Genomic DNA, 18267 nt, shown 5'->3' with positions numbered 1-18267 from the left:
AACAATGAATAAGAGCAAGCTGAACAAGCAGGTCCTGGCCGCTGCCCTGTCGGGTCTGGGCTTCATCACCAGCGCAGCCGCCCAGGTGGCGGTCATCGTCAACCCCAAGAACCCGGCCGCCAGCATGACGGCCGAGCAGGTGTCCAACATCTTCCTGGGCAAGAGCAACACCCTGCCCAGCGGGGGCACGGCCGCCGCCGTGGATCAGGCCGAAAGTGCTGCCATCCGGGAACAGTTCTACACCAAGGTCACGGGCAAGCAGTCTGCCCAGGTCAAGGCAGCCTGGTCGCGCCTGGTGTTCTCCGGCAAGGCCACGCCGCCCAAGGAACTGGCCAACAGCGCCGAGGTCAAGAAATTCGTGGCGGCCAATCCCGATGCCATCGGCTATGTGGAGAAGTCGGCGGTGGATGGAAGCGTCAAGGCCGTGCTGACCGTGGACTGAGTCCTAGGGGCGGCTTCGCGCCCCCCTGCTCAAGAAGAACGAGAAGAAAACCGTGCTGGGAGCGTTCACGGCGCGCCGGGTCCCGAGTGGCCGGGCGCGTCGGTTTTGGAGTTGAACTTATGAATGTCCGTACCCGGATCTGGTTGCTGCCGGCCTTTGCGGTCCTGATTTTTGCCGTGGGGATTGCGGTGGTGTGGGGCTTTTCATCCCGTACCTCGGCCGCGATCAGCGCCATCGGCGAGGTCGATTTCCCGTATCTGGATGCCACCACCCAGCTGGCGTCCAACCTGGAGGCCCTGGGGGCCACCATCCAGAGCGCTGTGGCCGAGGGTGAGAAGAAGCGCCTTGACGAGGCCAACGAACGAGCCGCATCCATGCGCAAGCTGCTGGATGCGATTGCACGCATCGAGGGCAAGGCCGAGGTGGGCGGCAAGCTCAAGTCGGCCTTCGAGGCCTACCATGCGGCGGCGGTGGACACCGCCCAGCTCTTCCTGGGCATCAAGCAGGGTGATCAGGCCGCGGCCGTGCCCAAGATGCAGGCTGCGCTGAAGGCGTTCGAGACCGAGCTCAAGGCTGCGCGGGTGCAGGCCAGCGAGGGCTTTGATGCGGGCTTGCAGCGTGCTCATGGCGGCGTGTCGTCCAGCCTGACGGCCATTGTCATCAGCGCCGTGCTGGTGGTTCTGGCGCTGGGCCTGGGTTCCTGGATGCTGATCGGCAATGTCTGGCGCCAACTGGGCGGTGAGCCCGAGTACGCCCGAGACGTGATGCGCCAGATGGCGGAAGGCGATCTGTCCCAACAGATCACGGTGGCGCCTGGTGCCGAGGCCAGTCTGCTGGCCGCCGTGCGCGCCATGTCCCAGGGTTTGGCTGGCATCGTCAGCAATGTGCGCAGCGGCACGGACTCCATCACCGTGGCTTCGCGCGAGATTGCGGTAGGCAACAATGATCTCTCGGTGCGCACCGAAAAGCAGGCCAGCTCCCTCGAGCATACGGCCAGCCATATGCAGACGCTGACGGAGACGGTGCGCCAGAGTGCTGACGCGGCGGCCCAGGCCAATCAGCTGGCGGGTTCCGCTGCCGCCGTGGCCGCCAAGGGGGGTGAGGTGGTGGCCCAGGTGGTGAGCACCATGGAGGACATCAACAGCAGCTCCCGGAAGATCGGCGACATCATCGGCGTGATCGACGGCATTGCCTTCCAGACCAACATCCTGGCCCTGAATGCGGCGGTGGAGGCGGCGCGTGCCGGCGAGCAGGGCCGAGGCTTTGCCGTGGTGGCGGGCGAGGTCCGGTCCCTGGCCCAGCGCAGTGCCGAAGCAGCGCGTGAGATCAAGACCCTGATCGGCGCCAGCATGGAGCGTGTGGAGTCGGGTAGTCGCCTGGTGCAGGACGCGGGCAGCACGATGACCGAGATCGTCTCCAGCGTGCAGCGTGTCACCGACATCATCGGTGAGATCAGCGCCGCGGCGAGTGAGCAGCGCGACGGCATTGCACAGGTCAACCAGTCGGTGGGACAGCTGGATCAGATGACCCAGCAAAATGCTGCCCTGGTGGAAGAAGCTGCCGCCGCGGCGAGCAGCCTCGAACAGCAGGCCCAGGCTCTGCAGGCCGCAGTCTCCACCTTCAAGTTGCGCTGAGCGCCGGGCTTCAGCCTATCGCGCGGCCGCCGGTCTTCGCCGGCGGCCGCGCTGTTTTTATAATCCCGCCTCTTCCATCAATCCTTACCGGGCCCCCACATCTTGAATTTCCTGATCGAAAACTGGTATTTGGTGCTGGCCGCTCTTGTGTCCGGCGGCCTGCTGCTGTGGCCCAGCCTGGTGCGCGGTGCTGCTGGCGCAGCGGTGTCCACGGCCGAAGCCGTGCGCCTGGTCAACCGCGAGAAGGCGGTGCTGCTGGACGTGAGCGAGCCCGCCGAGTACGCGGCCGCGCATGTGGCTGGGTCCAAGAATCTGCCCCTGGGCAGCATCGAAGCCGGCGCCAAGCAACTGCCCTCCAACAAGTCCCTGCCCATTGTGGTGCTGTGCGCCACCGGCGCACGCGCCGGCCGCGCGGCTGGCATGCTGCGCAAGCTGGGCTATGAAAAGGCCCAGCCGCTGGCCGGCGGTCTGGCCGCATGGCGTGAGGCCAATCTGCCGGTCGAAAAGACCGCCTGAGGCCCGACGGCGCCGGTGGCCCTGCGGGGACCGGCGCCTTTTGTTTTTGTGCAGGAGCCAGGCTGATGCAAGCCGTGAAGATGTACACCACCCAGGTCTGCCCCTACTGTGTGCGGGCCAAGGCGCTGCTCAAGCAGCGCGGCGTCGAGAACATCGATGAGGTCCGGGTGGATCTGAACCCCGCTGAACGCGAGTCCATGATGGCCCTGACCGGCCGCCGCACCGTGCCGCAGATCTTCATCGGCGAGACCCATGTGGGCGGTTGCGATGACCTCGTCGCCCTGGACCAACGCGGCGCTCTGATGCCCCTGCTGCAGGGCGCCTAAGACCCGGGCCCGGTGCCCCCGGGCTGAGGGGCTTGCTTGTGGCCTTGCGTGCTTGAGCAGGGCGGTCTTGCGCCTGGGCCATAATCGCGCCCTGCTGCCCGCGGCAATTGGCCGGCGGGTCCAACCGAACCGACATCACCATCATGGCCGACGAGAGCAACAACACCCCCGTGTTCCAGATTCAGCGCATGTACCTGAAGGACCTGTCGCTGGAGCAGCCGAACGCGCCCCAGATCCTGCTGGAACAGACCCAGCCCCAGGTCGACATCAATCTGGCGCTGGCGGCCGAGCCGGTGAGCGAGGGCTTTTTCGAGGTCAGCGTGACCGCCACCGTGACCACCAAGGTCGGTGACAAGACCCTGTTCCTGATCGAGGCCAAGCAGGCCGGCATCTTCGAAATCCGCAATCTGCCCCAGGAACAGCTGGAAGGCATCATCGGCATCGTCTGCCCGCAGATGATCTATCCCTATCTGCGTGCCGTGGTCTCGGACGTCTGCACCCGTGCCGGCTTCCCGCCTGTGATCCTGTCGGAAGTGAACTTCCAGGCCATGTTCGAGGCCCAGCAGGCACAGCGCGAGGCACAGGGCGCCGTCAACTGATCCCGTTGACCTGAGCTGTCATGCAACGCCCCTGGCTGCAGCAAGCGGCGGGGGCGTTTTGCCATCGAGCGAGCCCGAAATGAAGATTGCAGTTCTTGGCGCCGGAGCCTGGGGTACGGCGCTGGCCATACAAGCCGCGGCGCGGCACGAGGTCTTGCTGTGGGCGCGCGATGCCGCCGCCTGCGAGCAGATGCAGCGAGAGGGCTGCAACAGCCGCTATCTGCCGGGTGTCCCCCTTCCGCAAGGTTTGGCGCTGCAGCATCAGCTGGGGCTGGCGCTGGCGCATGGCTCCCAGGGCTTGATCGTGATCGCCACGCCCATGGCCGGACTGCGCGGCATGTTGGCGCAGATGCCGTCGGGTGCGCGCGTGTTCTGGCTGTGCAAGGGTTTCGAGGCCGGCAGTGGACGGCTGGGTCATGAGATCGTGCGCGAGATCCGTCCCGATCTGGTGGCGGGCATTTTGTCGGGGCCGAGCTTTGCGCAGGAAGTGGCCGCCGGTCAGCCCACGGCCCTGGTGGCCGCCTGTGGCGATGCCGGACTGGCGCAATGCGCCGTGCAGGCCTTTCATAGCGAGCGCCTGCGGGTCTACACCTCGGCCGACCCGGTGGGCGTTGAGGTGGGCGGCGCGGTCAAGAACGTGATGGCCATTGCTGTGGGCATCGCCGACGGTCTGCGGCTGCAGGCCGAGCGCTCCGGTCGTGCCGCGCTGGACGGTGTGCCGGGTCTGAACGCCCGTGCCGCGCTGATCACGCGTGGCCTGGCGGAGATGCTTCGCCTGGGTCTGGCCCTGGGGGCGCGCACCGAGACCTTTATGGGGCTCTCGGGCATGGGGGATCTGGTGCTGACGGCCACCGGCGACCTCTCCCGCAACCGCCAGGTGGGTCTGAGCTTGGCGGCCGGCAAGCCCCTGGCCCAGATCCTGAATGAGCTGGGCCATGTGTCCGAAGGCGTCTACAGTGCGCCGACCGTGCTGGAGCGCGCCCGCGCCTTGGGGGTGGAGACGCCCATCACGGCGGCGGTTGTCGAGGTGCTGCAGGGCCGGCTGGGTCCGGTGGCGGCGGTCGAGCGTCTGATGAGTCGCGAGTCCCGATCCGAACATTGATCTGATGAAGAAGGTGCCCCCGATGCAACGTCGATCCCTGCTGCAGGCCGCCGCGCTTGCGCCTCTTGCGGCCAGTCTGCCCGTCCTGGCCCAGGCCTGGCCGGCCCGGCCCATCAAGCTGGTCGTTCCCTTCCCCGGTGGCAGTTCGCCCGACATCATTGCCCGTGCCGTGGCCGAGCCTCTGGGGCAGGCCCTGGGTCAGCCCCTGGTCATCGTCAACCAGCCCGGGGCTGGCGGCAATATCGGCACCGGTGCCGTCGCCAAGGCCGAACCGGATGGCTACACCCTGCTGTTCACCATCCAAGGGCCCCTGGTCACCGCGCCCCTGCTGACCAAGCAATTGCCCTACAACCCGGTCAAGGACCTGCAGCCCATTGGTCTGGTGGCAACCAGCCCCAATGTGCTGGTGGTCGACCCCAAGCTGGGGGTGAACAGCTTGGCGGACTTTGTGCGCCTGGCCAAGGAGAAGAAGGGGCAGCTCAACTATGGCAGCGTGGGCAATGGCAGTGCGGCGCATCTGGCCATGGAGTCCTTCCGCACCCGTGCCGGTTTCGAGATGACCCATGTGCCCTACCAGGGCTTCCCGCAGGTGGTGAACGCCATACTGGCCGGTCAGGTGCATGCCGGTTTCATGGTGCCGGGTATTGCCATGGGGCAGGTGCGGGCCGGCAAGCTCAAGGCCCTGGCGGTGACCAGCGCGGGGCGCGTCGCTTCCCTGCCCGAGCTGCAGACCTTGGCGGAGTTGGGTTACGCTGGTTTTGAGGCGATTTCCTGGCAGGCCATGCTGGCACCGGCCAGGACGTCGGCCCCCATCGTGCAGCGTCTCTCCGCGGAGTTGGTCAAGGTGATCAAGAGCGATGAGGTGCGCGCCAAGATGCTGAGTCAGTACTTCAGTGCCGCTGCGAGTTCACCCGAAGGTCTGGCCAGTCTGATGAAGACCGAGCGCGAACGCTGGGGGCAGATGATCAAGGCGGCCGGTGTGCAAGCCGAGTAAGGCTCAGACGCTACCCGCGTAGCCGTTCTGGCGCCAGGCCTCGAACACGGTGACGGCCACGCTATTGCTGAGGTTCAGACTGCGCTGATCCGGGCGCATGGGCAGGCGCACCCGTTGTGCCGTGGGGAAGCTGTCGCGCAGGGCCGGCGGCAGGCCAGCGGTTTCCGATCCGAAGACAAGCCAGTCGCCAGGGCGCCATGCCACCTTGGCGAAAGGCTGGCTGCCGCGTGTCGTGAAGGCAAACATGCGTTCGGTGTCTGGCTTGGCCTCGCTCAGAAAGCTCTGCCAGTCGGCGTGACGCTTGACCGGGGTGTACTCGTGATAGTCCAGACCGGCGCGCTGCAGCAGCCTGTCCTCCATGGAGAAGCCCAGGGGCTCGATCAGGTGCAGGCTGCAGCCGGTGTTGGCGGCCAGGCGGATCACATTGCCGGTGTTGGGCGGTATTTCGGGGTGGACCAGAACGATGTTGAACATGGCGTGAGTTGTTGGGGCAGGCCTACTCAGCGGTGCGCGCCAGCACCCAGGCCTGGATGCGGGTGGCGCCGGCTCTCCTGAGCAGGCGGGCCAGCTCGTGCAGGGTGGCCCCGGTGGTCATCACATCATCCAGCAGGGCCACATGGGCGCCGCGCAGCCGCCCGGCTTGTTGCGGCTCCAGCGCAAAAGCGTGCCGCACATTGGCGGCCCGCTGCTCGGCGGGCAGCTTGAGTTGGTGTGCAGTATCGCGCAGGCGCAGCAAGAGCTTGGCCTCGCAGTTCAAGCCTCGCCGCCGCGCCAGGGGGCGGGCGAGTTCCAGGCTCTGGTTGTAGCCGCGCTCACGCAGGCGCTCGGTCGACAGTGGCACGGGCAGCAATAGATCGGGTGCCTGCGCCTGCTCGCGATCCAGGGCGGCCTCCAGGCATTGCAGCAGCGCCCCACCCAGATGCAGGGCCTGCTGGAATTTGTACCGGAGCAAGAGATGGTCCCAGGGGAAGGCATAGTCCAGGGCCGCGATGCAGCGGTCCAGCGGTGGGGGCTGCTGCAGGCAGCGGCCACATTGCGGGGACGCATGCTGGATTCCGCCCAGGGTTGCCGCGGGTAGGCGCAGGCCGCAGCTCGTGCAGCGCAGGGCGGGGCGTGTATAGCGATCCAGGCAGAGCTGGCAGACGCGCTGCTTCGACCAGCTGCGGCACACCAGGCATTGGCCAGGGCAGCGAGCCAGCGCCCGCTCGAGCAGCGAGGGTTTGGCGGGGCGAAGGGCGCTGGGCTCCATGGCTCAATATACTCGGCGCCCATGTCGTCCCCCGCCCCCGCGCCCGCCCAGCGTCCGCCCAGCCAGCAGATCGATGCCACCGCCCTGAGTCGCCATCTGCGGCGGCTCGCGACCTCGGCCGAACCGCCCTGGCTGCATGCCGATATCGCCCGCCGCATGGCCGAGCGCCTGCCCCTGATCAAGTTGCAGCCGCAGCGGGTGCTGCAGTGGTCGGCCCATCTGGGGGCCAGCGACGCCCTGCTGCGCGAGGCCTATCCCCAGGCGCGCCAGCTGCGCAGCGAGCCTTTGTCGGCCTTGCGGGAGCGCAGCCAGGCGACCCAAGGCAAGGGTGGCTTCTGGGCCGCCCTGCGCGGGCGCGAGCCGGTCGAGGTCTGGCTGCCCGGCGAGGTGCCCGAGGGCACGGCCGAGCTGCTGTGGGCCAATATGTATCTGCACCTGAGCCCGGATCCCGAGGCCTTGCTGCGCTTGTGGCAGCGCGCCCTGGCCGTGGACGGTTTCGTGATGTTCTCCTGCCTGGGGCCCGACAGCTGGCGCGAGCTGCGTCAGCTCTACGAACGCCTGGGGTGGGCCAGCGCCGGGCCGGAGTGGATCGATATGCACGATGTGGGCGATATGTTGGTGCACGCCGGCTTTGCCGACCCGGTGATGGACCAGGAGCGCATCAGCCTGACCTGGGGTGATCCGGCCAAGGCCCTGGCGGATTTGCGCGCTCTGGGTGGCAATCTCTCGCCCCTGCGATTCGAGGGTCTGCGCAGCCGGGCCTGGCGGAACCGTCTGCTGGATGCCCTGGAGTCATTGCGCGGGCCCGATGGCCGCCTGCGACTGAGTCTGGAACTGGTCTACGGTCATGCCTTTAAACCGGCCCCACGGCTGGCGGTGAGCGGGGAAACCCGCGTCTCGCTGGATCAGATGCGCAACATGGTGCGGGGCTCGGCCAAACCCTAATCAGTACATGCACCTAGCCGGGGCAAAGACCACGGGGATATCAGGGGGGCAGGGGCTAAAATTCCTCATCGATCGGATCCCTGCCAGCTGATCTGTGGTTCGTGCTTGACGCAGGTCAGAGGTCCTGATGACCGGCGCGACAGTTGTATGTAGCACCCGCGGGTGTGTACATGGATCAGATCTCGGTGGAAAACGCGAAGGGGTTGGCGGCGCTGCGCTGTGATGCGGTGCCGTGAACCTCATGGGCTGAATTTGAAACAGAAGTGACGACCATGACGATGATGAACGCACGAGTGCATCCGCTGGGGCGCTGTATCAGCCGACTGGCGGGAGGCCTCGCAGCCACGTTGGCCAGCCAGGCTGCCCTGGCCGTGAATGACCTGCCGGGTGGGCCCAAGGTCAATCAGCTGAACCTGCATGAGCCGGTCACCCGCATTGCCGCGGACCAGATGTGGCTGCACAACATGATGCTGGTCATTTGCCTGGTCATCTTCGTCGCCGTCTTCGGCGTCATGTTCTATTCCATCTTCAAGCACCGCAAGAGCCGCGGCGCGGTGCCGGCCAACTTCCACGAGAGCGTCAAGGTCGAGATCGCCTGGACCGTGGTGCCCTTCATCATCGTGATCCTGATGGCCCTGCCGGCCACCAAGGTCGTGGTGGCCATGAAGGACACCACCAATGCCGACCTCACCATCAAGGCCACCGGCTATCAGTGGAAGTGGGGCTATGACTATCTGAAGGGCGAGGGCGAGGGCATCGGCTTCCTGGCCACCCTGGACGCCGCCCAGCGCGAGATGTCGGATGCCGGCAAGCCCGAAGGCGACAACTACCTGCTCAAGGTGGACAACCCCCTGGTCGTGCCTGTGGGCAAGAAGGTGCGCATCATCACCACGGCCAATGATGTGATCCATGCCTGGATGGTGCCGGCCTTCGGCGTCAAGCAGGATGCCATCCCCGGCTTTGTGCGCGACACCTGGTTCAAGGCCGAGAAGGTGGGCGACTACTACGGTCAGTGCGCCGAGCTCTGCGGCAAGGAGCACGCCTATATGCCCATCCACGTGAAGGTGGTCTCGGCCGAGGACTACAGCAAGTGGGTCGACGGCAAGAAGAAGGAAATGGCCGCCAAGGCCGATGATCCGAGCAAGGTCTGGGAGCTGGCGGCCCTGGTGGCCCGTGGTGAGAAGGTCTATGCCGCCAACTGCGCGGCCTGCCACAAGGCCGACGGCACCGGTGCCGGCCCCATCAAGGCCTTGGACAAGTCGGCCCTGGTCCTGTCCGACGACAAGAGCAAGCAGATCCAGGTCATGCTCAACGGTGCTGCCAATGGCGCCATGCCGGCGTGGAAGCAGTTGTCCGACACCGAGATCGCTGCCGTGATCACGTACACCAAGAACAGCTGGTCCAACAAGACCGGTCAGTTGGTGCAGCCGGCCGAGATCGTGGCTGCCCGCAAGTAAGCGTCTGAACGTCCAGAAAGAGGAAAGCAAGATGAGTGCAGTGCTTGACCATCACGGCCACGGCGGCGTTCACGACCACCATGACGACCACCACCATGCCCCCACGGGCTGGCGTCGCTGGGTCTTCGCCACCAACCACAAGGACATCGGGACGCTTTACCTGCTGTTCTCCTTCACCATGCTCATGGTGGGGGGCATCCTCGCGCTGCTGATCCGCGCCGAGCTGTTCCAGCCCGGCCTGCAGTTCGTGAACCCCGAGCTCTTCAACCAGCTCACCACCATGCACGGCCTGATCATGGTGTTCGGCGCCATCATGCCGGCCTTCGTGGGCTTCGCGAACTGGATGATCCCGCTGCAGATCGGCGCCAGCGACATGGCCTTCGCGCGCATGAACAACTTCAGCTTCTGGCTGATGATCCCCGCGGCCATCATGCTGGTGGGGAGCTTCTTCATGCCCGGCGGCGCACCGGCCGCCGGCTGGACGCTGTACGCGCCGCTGACCCTGCAGATGGGCCCCTCCATGGATGCTGGCATCTTTGCGATGCACATCCTGGGCGCCTCGTCCATCATGGGCTCGATCAACATCATCGTCACCATCCTGAACATGCGCGCCCCGGGCATGACCTTGATGAAGATGCCGATGTTCGCCTGGACCTGGCTGATCACGGCCTATCTGCTGATCGCGGTGATGCCTGTGCTGGCCGGTGCCATCACGATGACGCTGACCGACCGCCACTTCGGCACCAGCTTCTTCAACCCCGCGGGCGGCGGTGACCCGGTGATGTACCAGCACATCTTCTGGTTCTTCGGCCACCCCGAGGTCTACATCATGATCCTGCCGGCCTTCGGCATCATCAGCCAGATCGTGCCGGCCTTCGCCCGCAAGCGCCTGTTCGGCTATGCCTCCATGGTGTATGCCACGGCCTCCATCGCCATCCTGTCCTTCATCGTCTGGGCTCACCACATGTTCGCCACCGGCATGCCGGTGACGGGCCAGCTGTTCTTCATGTACGCGACCATGCTGATCGCGGTTCCTACCGGTGTGAAGATCTTCAACTGGCTGGCCACGATGTGGCGCGGCTCCATGACCTTCGAGACCCCGATGCTGTGGGCCGTGGGCTTCATCTTCGTGTTCACCATGGGTGGCTTCACCGGCCTGATCTGCGCGGTCGCTCCCATCGACATCCAGATCCAGGACACCTATTACGTGGTGGCGCACTTCCACTATGTGCTGGTGGCCGGCTCCCTGTACGCCCTGTTTGCCGGCGTCTACTACTGGGGCCCCAAGTGGACCGGCGTGATGTATTCGGAGACCCGCGGCAAGATCCACTTCTGGGGCTCGCTGATCTTCTTCAACATCACCTTCTTCCCCATGCACTTCCTCGGCCTGGCCGGTATGCCGCGCCGCTACGCCGACTACCCGCTGCAGTTCGCCGACTTCAACATGATCGCGTCCATCGGCGCCTTCGGCTTCGGTCTGATGCAGGTCTACTTCTTCCTCTTCGTGGTCGTGCCCATGATGCGCGGCAAGGGTGAGAAGGCGCCGCAGAAGCCCTGGGAAGCGGCCGAGGGTCTGGAGTGGGAAGTGCCTTCGCCGGCCCCCTTCCATACCTTTGAGAACCCGCCCAAGCTGGATGCCACCGCGACCAAGGTCGTGGGCTGAGGAGCAAGTCATGGCCATCAATCCGCAGCAGCGCAAGAGCAATCTGCGTCTGGCCCTGGTTCTGGCCTCGGTGGCCGCGGTGTTTGCCCTGGGCTTCGTGGCCAAGATTGCCCTCTTGGGGGCCTGAGGTTCCGGTATGAGCAGCGCACCCAAACCCGGTTGGATGTCCCTGGCCCTGCGCCAGGAGAACCGGCTCATGGTGGGCAAGCTGTGCGTGATCGTGTTGCTGATGTTTGGCTTCGGCTATGCCCTGGTGCCGCTCTACAACGCCATCTGCACGGCGCTTGGCATCAATGTGCTGTCGCTCTCCGAGCGTCAGCACGTGATCAAGGCCAGTGATCTGAAGAACAGCCAGATCGATTACAGCCGCAAGATCACGGTGGAGTTCGATGCCAATGCCCGCGGCCCCTGGGACTTTAAGCCGGCCGTCAACCATGTGGAGGTGCATCCGGGCGAGCTGACCACGGTCATGTACGAGTTCCGCAATGTGCAGAACAAGATCATGTCCGCCCAGGCGATCCCGAGCTACGCGCCGAAGCAGGCCACATCCCACTTCAACAAGCTGGAGTGCTTCTGTTTCAACGAGTACACATTGGCACCCGGTGAGACCAAGCAGTGGCCGGTGGCCTTTGTCATCGACCCCAAGCTACCGCGCGATGTGAAGACGATCACCCTTTCCTACACCTTCTTCGAGGTGGCCGGCAAGGGTCAAAAGCAGGCTGCGGTGGTAGCCCAGCCTCGGCTATGAAGCCGGGGCAGGATCTGAAGGAAGCTGCGGCTCGGCCGAGTTCCTTCTTGCAGACGGTCAAGGCGATTGCCTGGGCCTTTTTCGGTGTGCGCAGGCGCGCCGACTATGACAGGGATGTAGCTCAGCTGAATCCGGTGCATGTGATCATCGCCGGTGTCATCGGGGCTGCGCTGTTCGTGCTGGTGCTGGTGTGGCTGGTCAACTGGGTGATCAGCAGCGGCGTCGCTGGAGCATGAGCGGATCGAGGATCTAGCAGGACTGATTGATTTAGTTCGAGGAGAAACAGATGTCGGCAGCGACTCCCCACGGAGCAACCCCTTACTATTTCGTGCCCGGCCCTTCGCGGCATCCGGTGATGGCCTCTATCGGTCTGTTCTTCGTGATCCTGGGGGCGGGCCAGTGGATCAACGGCCACCAGTGGGGCGCCTACTCGCTGCTCTTTGGCTTGCTGTGGTGGGCCTTTGTGCTCAAGCAGTGGTTTGGCGATGCCATTCGCGAGAGCGAGGGCGGGCTTTACAGCGACCGCATCGACGTCTCCTTCCGCTGGAGCATGGGCTGGTTCATCTTTTCGGAGGTGATGTTCTTCGCCGCCTTCTTCGGTGCCTTGTACTGGGCGCGGGTGCACTCGGTGCCCACACTGGGCAATCATGAACATGCCCTGCTGTGGCCCGACTTCAAGGCCCTGTGGCCCAGCGTTTCGGCCGGTGCAACGGCCGCGCCTGGCGGCACGGTGGAGCCCTTCAGCACTATCGGCCCCTGGCCCCTGCCCACCATCAACACGGCCCTGCTGCTGACCTCGGGCGTGACGCTGACGATTGCGCACCACGCGCTGATCGCCGGCAACCGGGGCAGGACCATCGCCTTCATGTGGATGACGGTGATCCTGGGCGCCATCTTCCTGGTCGTCCAGGGCTATGAGTACGCCCATGCCTACAACGACCTGAACCTCAAGCTCAACTCCGGCATCTTTGGCTCCACCTTCTTCATGCTGACCGGCTTCCACGGTTTCCATGTGTTCGTGGGCATGCTGATGCTGCTCTTCATCACGCTGCGCCTTCACAAGGGCCATTTCACGCCCGAGCGCCACTTCGGCTTTGAAGGTGCGGCTTGGTACTGGCACTTTGTGGACGTGGTCTGGCTCGGCCTGTACATCGTCGTCTACTGGATGTAAGGACGGCCCACCCCCTACCGGCTGCGCCGGCCCCCTGAAGGGGGCACACCCGCAGGCCCGGCCAAGCCGGATCCTCGGGTGTCGCTGGGGGAAATGCAGCAAACGCCGCGTTGTGCGGCGTTTCTTGTTTCAGCGGCCCAGAGGCACGCCCGTGGGCTTGATCCAGCCCATGTAGTAGCTCAGCAGGATGAAGAGGAAGAGCGCCACCGACAGGGCCACACGCAGCGCCAGGGCGCGAGCCATGCTGCTGCGGCCCTTGCTGCGCCTGAGCATGAACAGGCCCGCCGCCCCCAGGGCGCCGACAATGCCAAGCAAAGCAAGCAGAAGGACGAATTTCATGACGTGGGATTATTCCACCAGGGTCGATCAGACATGAGGGGGCGAGCCCTGATCCTGCTGGCCACGGTGCTGAGCCTGGGGCTGGCCTTGCGGCTGGGTTGGTGGCAGCTGGATCGGGCGGCCCAGAAAACCGCCCTGCTGCAGGCGCAACAGGCCCAGGCCAAGCGGGCGCCGCTGTCCGCCGTCGAGCTGGTCGCTGCGCCGCCGCAGGCCCGCGAGCAGTTGCAGCGGCGGGTGCGTTTGCGCGGCCATTGGTTGGATGCGCATACCGTGTACCTGGAGAACCGGCCCATGGCCGGGCGCACCGGCTTTTATGTGATCACGCCCCTGCAACTGGTGGGTCGCAACGAGGCCATCCTGGTACAGCGCGGCTGGCTGCCGCGGGATGCCCGGGATCGCGAGCGCCTGCCCGAGCTGCCCCAGCAGTCCGCCGAGGTGGAAATCGAGGGGCGTCTGATTGAGGCCCCGACCCGGCTTTATCAGCTTGGCGAGGCAGGGGGCGGACGTATCCGGCAGAATCTCGACGCCGTGGCATTTGCCCAAGAGATTCGTCGCCCCTTGCTGCCGCTGACCGTGCTGCAACAAGGGGATGCGTTGGCGGGTACGGATGGCCTGCTCCGCGATTGGCCGGCGCCTGATGCCGGTGTGCAGAAACACTACGGCTATGCCTTTCAATGGTTCGCGCTAGGCGCCTTGATCCTGGGTCTTTATGTCTGGTTCCAACTCATCCGTCCCCGCCGCCGACAAGCTCGCTGATCAGGGCCTGACCCTGACCGTGCACAGCCTGCCCGATCCCAGAAGCATGGCTGAGTCGCAGCGAACGCTGCGTGGCCGCCTCTGGATGCTGCTGGTCGTCTTGGCCTGCGCAGCGCCGGTCGTCGCCTCCTATCTGACCTTCTATGTGTTCAAGCCCCAGGGCAAGGCTTATGGCGAGCTGATCCATCCGCCGATCGAGCTGCCGACGCTGCAGCTGCAAGACCTGAAGGGCCAGAGCGTGCCGGCCGAGAGCCTCAAGGGCCAGTGGCTGCTCACCCTGGTGCAGGAACAGGCCTGCGACAGCGCCTGCGAGCACCGGCTCTATACCCAGCGACAGCTGCGCGAGATGCTGGGCAAGGAGCGGGACAAGGTCGACAAGCTGCTGCTGCTGCCCGAGGACGCGCCTGAGCCCTCGGCGGCCCTGCGCGAGGCGCTGGCCCAGGGCGTGGGCGTCACGGTGCTGCGCCTGCCGCGCGAACAGCTGCAGGCCTGGCTCAAGCCGGCCGCGGGGCAGGGGCTGCAGGATCACTTCTTTCTGATGGATCCCATGGGGCGCTGGATGTTGAGAGCCCCTTCGAACCCCGAGCCCTCCAAGCTCAAGCGCGATCTGAGCCGCCTGCTCAAGGCCAGCGCTTCCTGGGACCAGCCGGGGCGCTGAGATTCTCATGGATGCTTCCGTCGATCTGGTCAATCTGGCGCCGCTGGCCCAGCTGCTTGCCTTTGGCGCCCTGGTGGGCGGCGCGCCCCTGCTGTGGCTGCGCCTGCGCTCGCGGGCCCGCGCCGGCAGTCCGGAGCGCCTGCGTGCCCTGACCCTGCTGACGCTGTTCCTGACCTTTGATCTGGTCATCTTTGGCGCATTCACCCGCCTGACCGACTCGGGCCTGGGCTGCCCGGACTGGCCGGGTTGCTATGGACAGTTCAGCCCCCTGGGTGCGCGTGGCGAGATCCAGGCTGCCCAGACGGCCATGCCCACCGGGCCGGTCACTCACAGCAAGGCCTGGATCGAGATGATCCATCGCTACCTGGCCAGTGGGGTGGGCTTTCTGATCCTGGTGCTCTGCATCCAGAGCTGGCGCCAGCGCCGTCAGGCCGGCAGCCTGGTTTCGCCCTGGTGGTCCACGCTGACCCTGGTCTGGGTCTGCATGCAGGGCGCGTTTGGCGCGCTGACGGTCACCATGAAGCTGTTTCCGGCCATTGTGACCTTGCACCTGCTGGGCGGCCTGGGGCTGCTCGTCCTGCTGGCCTGGCAGGCGCAGGCCTATGCGCCGCGGCCCTTGCGGCTGGGCTCGGGCCTGCGCCGCGCAGTGCTGGTCTTGTTTGTGCTGACCGTGGCCCAGGTGGCCCTGGGCGGCTGGGTCAGCACCAATTACGCCGTTCTCGCCTGCGACGCGTTTCCGCAGTGCCATGCCGGCCAGTGGTGGCCCGCCATGGACTTTGAACAGGGCTTCACGCTCTGGCGCGCTCTGGGCGAGAACGCCGAGGGTGGCCTGCTGTCGTTTGCCGCACTGACGGCCATCCACATGGCGCACCGCCTGGGGGCCGTGGTCCTGCTGGCGGTGCTGGTCGGCGTGGCCTGGGGCCTCTGGCGCAGCGGTGCCGAGGCCCGGCCTTGGGGCGTCTGGCTGCTGGGGCTGGCTGCGTGGCAGCTGCTCAGCGGCCTGTCCAATGTGGTGCTGGACTGGCCCCTGCTGGCCGCCCTGGCCCACACCGGCGGCGCTGCGGCGCTGCTCACCTTGCTGAGTTTTCTGTTGGCGCGCCTCAGGCAGGGCGCCGTGCATCCCGGTCCCCTATGAATCAAGCTTCTCTTGTTGCGACGCAGGCCTCGCGCTGGCGCCAGTTCTACCAGCTCACCAAGCCACGCGTGGTGCAGCTGATTGTGTTCTGCGCCGTGATCGGCATGGCCCTGGCCATTCCCGGCTGGCCCAGCGGGCCCGAGTGGGGCGTGATTCTTGCCGCCACGGCAGGCATCTGGCTGGTGGCAGGCGCGGCCGCCGCCTTCAACTGCCTGATCGAAGAGCATATCGACGCCAAGATGAAACGCACCGCTTGGCGGCCCACGGCCAAGGGTGAGCTCAGCCGGCCGCAGACCCTGGCCTTCTCCGCCCTGCTGTGCGCACTGGGCTCGGCCATTTTGTGGGTCTGGGTCAACCCGCTGACCATGTGGCTGACCTTTGCCACTTTCGTGGGCTATGCGGTGATCTACACCGTGATCCTCAAGCCACTGACGCCTCAGAACATCGTGATCGGCGGCGCCTCGGGGGCCATGCCGCCGGTGCTGGGCTGGGCCGCCCTGCGGGGCGAGGTGGGCCCGGAGGCCCTGATGCTGTGCCTGATCATCTTCCTGTGGACTCCGCCGCATTTCTGGGCCTTGGCCCTGTACCGTACCGAGGACTATGCCAAGGCCGGCCTGCCCATGCTGCCGGTAACTCACGGTTCGGAGTTCACCCGGCTGCAGGTGCTGCTCTACACCTGGGTGCTGCTGGCCGCCACCCTGCTGCCCTTCCTGACCGGCATGAGCGGCTGGATCTACCTGGCCGCGGCCCTGGTGCTGGGACTGCGCTTTTGCCACTACGCTTGGCGGCTGTGGCGCCAGTACTCGGACGAGCTGGCGCGTGCCACCTTCCGCTTCTCCATCTGGCACCTCTCGCTGCTGTTTGCGGCCCTGCTGCTGGACCACTATCTGACGCCCCTGTGGGCCTGATGCCATGAAGAACTCCGTCCTCCAGCCGGCACGCCGGCTCATGCTCTCGGCCGCCGCGGCCGGGCTTCTTGCCCTGCTGGCCGGCTGCGACAGGGCCAGCAAGCCCGCCTTCAAGGGCATCGACCTCACCGGCGCAGCCTATGCGCGCGAGCTCAAACTGCCCGATCAGGATGGCCGCGAGCGCACCCTGGGCGACTTCAAGGGCAAGGTCCTGGTGGTGTTCTTCGGCTTCACCCAGTGTCCGGATGTCTGCCCCACCACCCTGGCCGAGCTGGCCCAGGTGAAGAAGGCCCTGGGGCCGGATGGTGAGCGGGTGCAGGGCATCTTTGTCACGGTGGACCCTGAGCGCGATACGCCCGAGCTGCTCAAGGCCTATTTGCAGAGCTTTGATCCCAGCTTTGTGGCCCTGCGCGGCAGCGAGGAGCAGACCAAGGCCGTGGCCAAGGAGTTCAAGGTCTTCTATTCCAAGGTGCCGGGCAAGACCGAAGGGTCGTACACCATCGACCACACGGCGGCCAGCTTCATCTTCGACACCCAGGGCCGGGTGCGCGTGTTCTCGCGCTATGGCTCGGGCGCCCAGGCCCTGGTGGACGATATCAAGCTGCTGCTGGCCGAGAAGTAAGACCGCCCACGGCCGCCTCGGAATGAACAAAGCCCCGGCATGCCGGGGCTTTTTCTTGGGTGGGGCAGGGCGCCGAGATCAGGCGGCGACCAGGGCCTTCTTCATCTTCTTCATGGCGGCCACCTCGATCTGGCGGATGCGCTCGGCAGAGACGCCGTACTCGGCCGCCAGCTCGTGCAGGGTCATGCCGCCCGAGTTGTCGTCGTTCACCTTGAGCCAGCGCTCCTCGACGATGCGGCGGCTGCGTTCGTCCAGCACATCCAGGGCGCGGGCAAGGCCGTTGCCGGCCAGCTCGTCGCGGCTGCGGGACTCCAGCACGCGGGTCGGTTCATGACGCTCATCGGCCAGATAGGCGATCGGGGCGAAGGCCTGCTCGCCGTCGTCCTCGCCCTGGGGCTCCAGGGCCACATCGCCACCCGCCATGCGGGTTTCCATCTCCAGCACTTCCTCGCGCTTGACGTTCAGCTCGCGCGCCACATGCTCCAGCTCGCTTTCGGTGAGCGTGTTGCGATGGGTCTGGCCCTCGGCCGCCTCTTCCTTGAGGCTGTGCTTCATGGAGCGCAGATTGAAGAAGAGCTTGCGCTGGGCCTTGGTCGTGGCGACCTTGACCATGCGCCAGTTCTTCAGGATGTACTCGTGGATCTCGGCCTTGATCCAGTGCATGGCATAGCTGACCAGGCGCACGCCCTGCTCGGGGTCGTAGCGCTTGACGGCCTTCATCAGGCCCACATTGCCTTCCTGGATCAGATCGCCCTGGGGCAGGCCGTAGCCCAGATACTGGCGCGAGATCGACACCACCAGGCGCAGATGCGAGAGCACCAGGCGGCCCGCAGCCTCCAGATCACCGCTCTCGCGCAGCCGGCGGGCAAAGGACAGCTCCTCCTCGGGCGTCAGCATCGGCAGGCGGTTGACGGCCGAGATGTAGGCGTCCAGATTGCCAAGCGAGGGAACCAGTGCCCAAGGGTCGCGAACAGCCAGTGCGGTGGGGTTGCTCATTCCATAT

Annotated in this window: 23 protein-coding genes; 19 read left to right on the top strand and 4 right to left on the bottom strand. The window is 65.8% G+C overall.

Going from position 1 to position 18267, the window contains the following annotated elements; translation table 11 throughout:
• The first annotated feature begins 4 nt into the window (after positions 1-4).
• The 7 genes from DFR39_RS15270 to DFR39_RS15240 all read left to right on the top strand — a co-directional run bounded on the left by DFR39_RS15270 (position 5) and on the right by DFR39_RS15240 (position 5613).
• Entirely contained in the window at positions 5-442 is a 438-nt protein-coding gene (locus tag DFR39_RS15270; RefSeq protein ID WP_246030855.1) for a substrate-binding domain-containing protein, read from the top strand.
• Between the two features lie 119 nt (positions 443-561).
• On the top strand, positions 562-2076 hold the full coding sequence (locus tag DFR39_RS20395; protein ID WP_133604485.1) for a methyl-accepting chemotaxis protein: 1515 nt from the start codon (positions 562-564) through the stop codon (positions 2074-2076).
• A 102-nt stretch (positions 2077-2178) separates the two neighbouring features.
• Positions 2179-2592, top strand: coding sequence for a rhodanese-like domain-containing protein (locus DFR39_RS15260; protein WP_133604483.1), 414 nt, complete (start codon positions 2179-2181; stop codon positions 2590-2592).
• A 65-nt stretch (positions 2593-2657) separates the two neighbouring features.
• Complete coding sequence (gene grxC, locus DFR39_RS15255) at positions 2658-2918, top strand: glutaredoxin 3 (protein ID WP_133604481.1); 261 nt, start codon at positions 2658-2660, stop codon at positions 2916-2918.
• A gap of 143 nt (positions 2919-3061) precedes the next feature.
• Positions 3062-3517, top strand: coding sequence for a protein-export chaperone SecB (secB, locus tag DFR39_RS15250; RefSeq protein ID WP_133604479.1), 456 nt, complete (start codon positions 3062-3064; stop codon positions 3515-3517).
• Positions 3518-3596: 79 nt separating this feature from the next.
• A complete protein-coding gene (locus tag DFR39_RS15245; RefSeq protein ID WP_133604477.1) occupies positions 3597-4619 on the top strand; it encodes an NAD(P)H-dependent glycerol-3-phosphate dehydrogenase in 1023 nt (340 codons plus the stop codon).
• 22 nt (positions 4620-4641) lie between these two features.
• Positions 4642-5613 (top strand): Bug family tripartite tricarboxylate transporter substrate binding protein, encoded by a 972-nt coding sequence (locus DFR39_RS15240; protein WP_246030854.1) that lies wholly within the window; start codon positions 4642-4644, stop codon positions 5611-5613.
• A gap of 3 nt (positions 5614-5616) precedes the next feature.
• Here DFR39_RS15240 and trmL read toward each other — a convergent pair whose 3' ends face one another.
• The gene (gene trmL, locus DFR39_RS15235; protein ID WP_133604473.1) at positions 5617-6087 is read right to left on the bottom strand and encodes a tRNA (uridine(34)/cytosine(34)/5-carboxymethylaminomethyluridine(34)-2'-O)-methyltransferase TrmL; all 471 of its coding nucleotides are present in this window, start codon (positions 6085-6087) and stop codon (positions 5617-5619) included.
• A 22-nt stretch (positions 6088-6109) separates the two neighbouring features.
• On the bottom strand, positions 6110-6862 hold the full coding sequence (locus DFR39_RS15230) for a ComF family protein (RefSeq protein ID WP_133604471.1): 753 nt from the start codon (positions 6860-6862) through the stop codon (positions 6110-6112).
• 21 nt (positions 6863-6883) lie between these two features.
• Between DFR39_RS15230 and DFR39_RS15225 the strand changes: the two genes are divergently transcribed.
• From DFR39_RS15225 to DFR39_RS15200, 7 genes are all read left to right on the top strand, one after another.
• On the top strand, positions 6884-7807 hold the full coding sequence (locus tag DFR39_RS15225) for a class I SAM-dependent methyltransferase (protein ID WP_133604469.1): 924 nt from the start codon (positions 6884-6886) through the stop codon (positions 7805-7807).
• A 281-nt stretch (positions 7808-8088) separates the two neighbouring features.
• A complete protein-coding gene (gene coxB / locus DFR39_RS15220) occupies positions 8089-9264 on the top strand; it encodes a cytochrome c oxidase subunit II (RefSeq protein ID WP_133604582.1) in 1176 nt (391 codons plus the stop codon).
• Between the two features lie 31 nt (positions 9265-9295).
• Entirely contained in the window at positions 9296-10927 is a 1632-nt protein-coding gene (gene ctaD / locus DFR39_RS15215; protein ID WP_133604468.1) for a cytochrome c oxidase subunit I, read from the top strand.
• A 10-nt stretch (positions 10928-10937) separates the two neighbouring features.
• Entirely contained in the window at positions 10938-11054 is a 117-nt protein-coding gene (locus DFR39_RS19980; protein ID WP_211343881.1) for a cytochrome oxidase small assembly protein, read from the top strand.
• Between the two features lie 42 nt (positions 11055-11096).
• Positions 11097-11675 carry a cytochrome c oxidase assembly protein gene (locus tag DFR39_RS15210; protein WP_133604580.1) on the top strand — a complete coding sequence of 193 codons (579 nt, stop codon included), beginning with the start codon at positions 11097-11099 and terminating at the stop codon, positions 11673-11675.
• Positions 11672-11911, top strand: coding sequence for a DUF2970 domain-containing protein (locus DFR39_RS15205; protein ID WP_133604466.1), 240 nt, complete (start codon positions 11672-11674; stop codon positions 11909-11911). The genes DFR39_RS15210 and DFR39_RS15205 overlap by 4 nt, the downstream gene beginning before the upstream one ends.
• Before the next feature lie 50 nt (positions 11912-11961).
• Entirely contained in the window at positions 11962-12846 is an 885-nt protein-coding gene (locus DFR39_RS15200; RefSeq protein ID WP_133604465.1) for a cytochrome c oxidase subunit 3, read from the top strand.
• A gap of 129 nt (positions 12847-12975) precedes the next feature.
• Here DFR39_RS15200 and DFR39_RS15195 read toward each other — a convergent pair whose 3' ends face one another.
• The gene (locus tag DFR39_RS15195; RefSeq protein ID WP_133604463.1) at positions 12976-13185 is read right to left on the bottom strand and encodes a DUF2909 domain-containing protein; all 210 of its coding nucleotides are present in this window, start codon (positions 13183-13185) and stop codon (positions 12976-12978) included.
• A gap of 33 nt (positions 13186-13218) precedes the next feature.
• Here DFR39_RS15195 and DFR39_RS15190 point away from each other — a divergent pair, with 33 nt between their 5' ends.
• From DFR39_RS15190 to DFR39_RS15170, 5 genes are read left to right on the top strand one after another with little or no spacing between them, the layout of a single operon-like run.
• Positions 13219-13941, top strand: coding sequence for an SURF1 family protein (locus DFR39_RS15190; protein WP_133604461.1), 723 nt, complete (start codon positions 13219-13221; stop codon positions 13939-13941).
• Positions 13895-14599, top strand: coding sequence for an SCO family protein (locus DFR39_RS15185; RefSeq protein ID WP_133604459.1), 705 nt, complete (start codon positions 13895-13897; stop codon positions 14597-14599). The genes DFR39_RS15190 and DFR39_RS15185 overlap by 47 nt, the downstream gene beginning before the upstream one ends.
• Before the next feature lie 7 nt (positions 14600-14606).
• Positions 14607-15734 carry a COX15/CtaA family protein gene (locus DFR39_RS15180; RefSeq protein WP_133604458.1) on the top strand — a complete coding sequence of 376 codons (1128 nt, stop codon included), beginning with the start codon at positions 14607-14609 and terminating at the stop codon, positions 15732-15734.
• Entirely contained in the window at positions 15731-16642 is a 912-nt protein-coding gene (gene cyoE / locus DFR39_RS15175) for a heme o synthase (RefSeq protein ID WP_133604456.1), read from the top strand. Before DFR39_RS15180 ends, cyoE begins: the two co-directional genes overlap by 4 nt.
• A 4-nt stretch (positions 16643-16646) precedes the next feature.
• Positions 16647-17264: an SCO family protein gene (locus DFR39_RS15170; RefSeq protein ID WP_246030853.1), complete on the top strand. Its 618-nt coding sequence runs from the start codon at positions 16647-16649 to the stop codon at positions 17262-17264.
• A gap of 78 nt (positions 17265-17342) precedes the next feature.
• On the opposite strand, the gene rpoH is transcribed toward DFR39_RS15170, so the two are convergent.
• A complete protein-coding gene (rpoH, locus tag DFR39_RS15165; protein ID WP_133604454.1) occupies positions 17343-18260 on the bottom strand; it encodes an RNA polymerase sigma factor RpoH in 918 nt (305 codons plus the stop codon).
• Positions 18261-18267: the final 7 nt, after the last annotated feature.

Source organism: Roseateles asaccharophilus, from assembly GCF_004362405.1.
GTDB classification, from domain to species: domain Bacteria; phylum Pseudomonadota; class Gammaproteobacteria; order Burkholderiales; family Burkholderiaceae_C; genus Kinneretia; species Kinneretia asaccharophila.
This window is presented reverse-complemented; position numbering and strand designations above follow the sequence as displayed.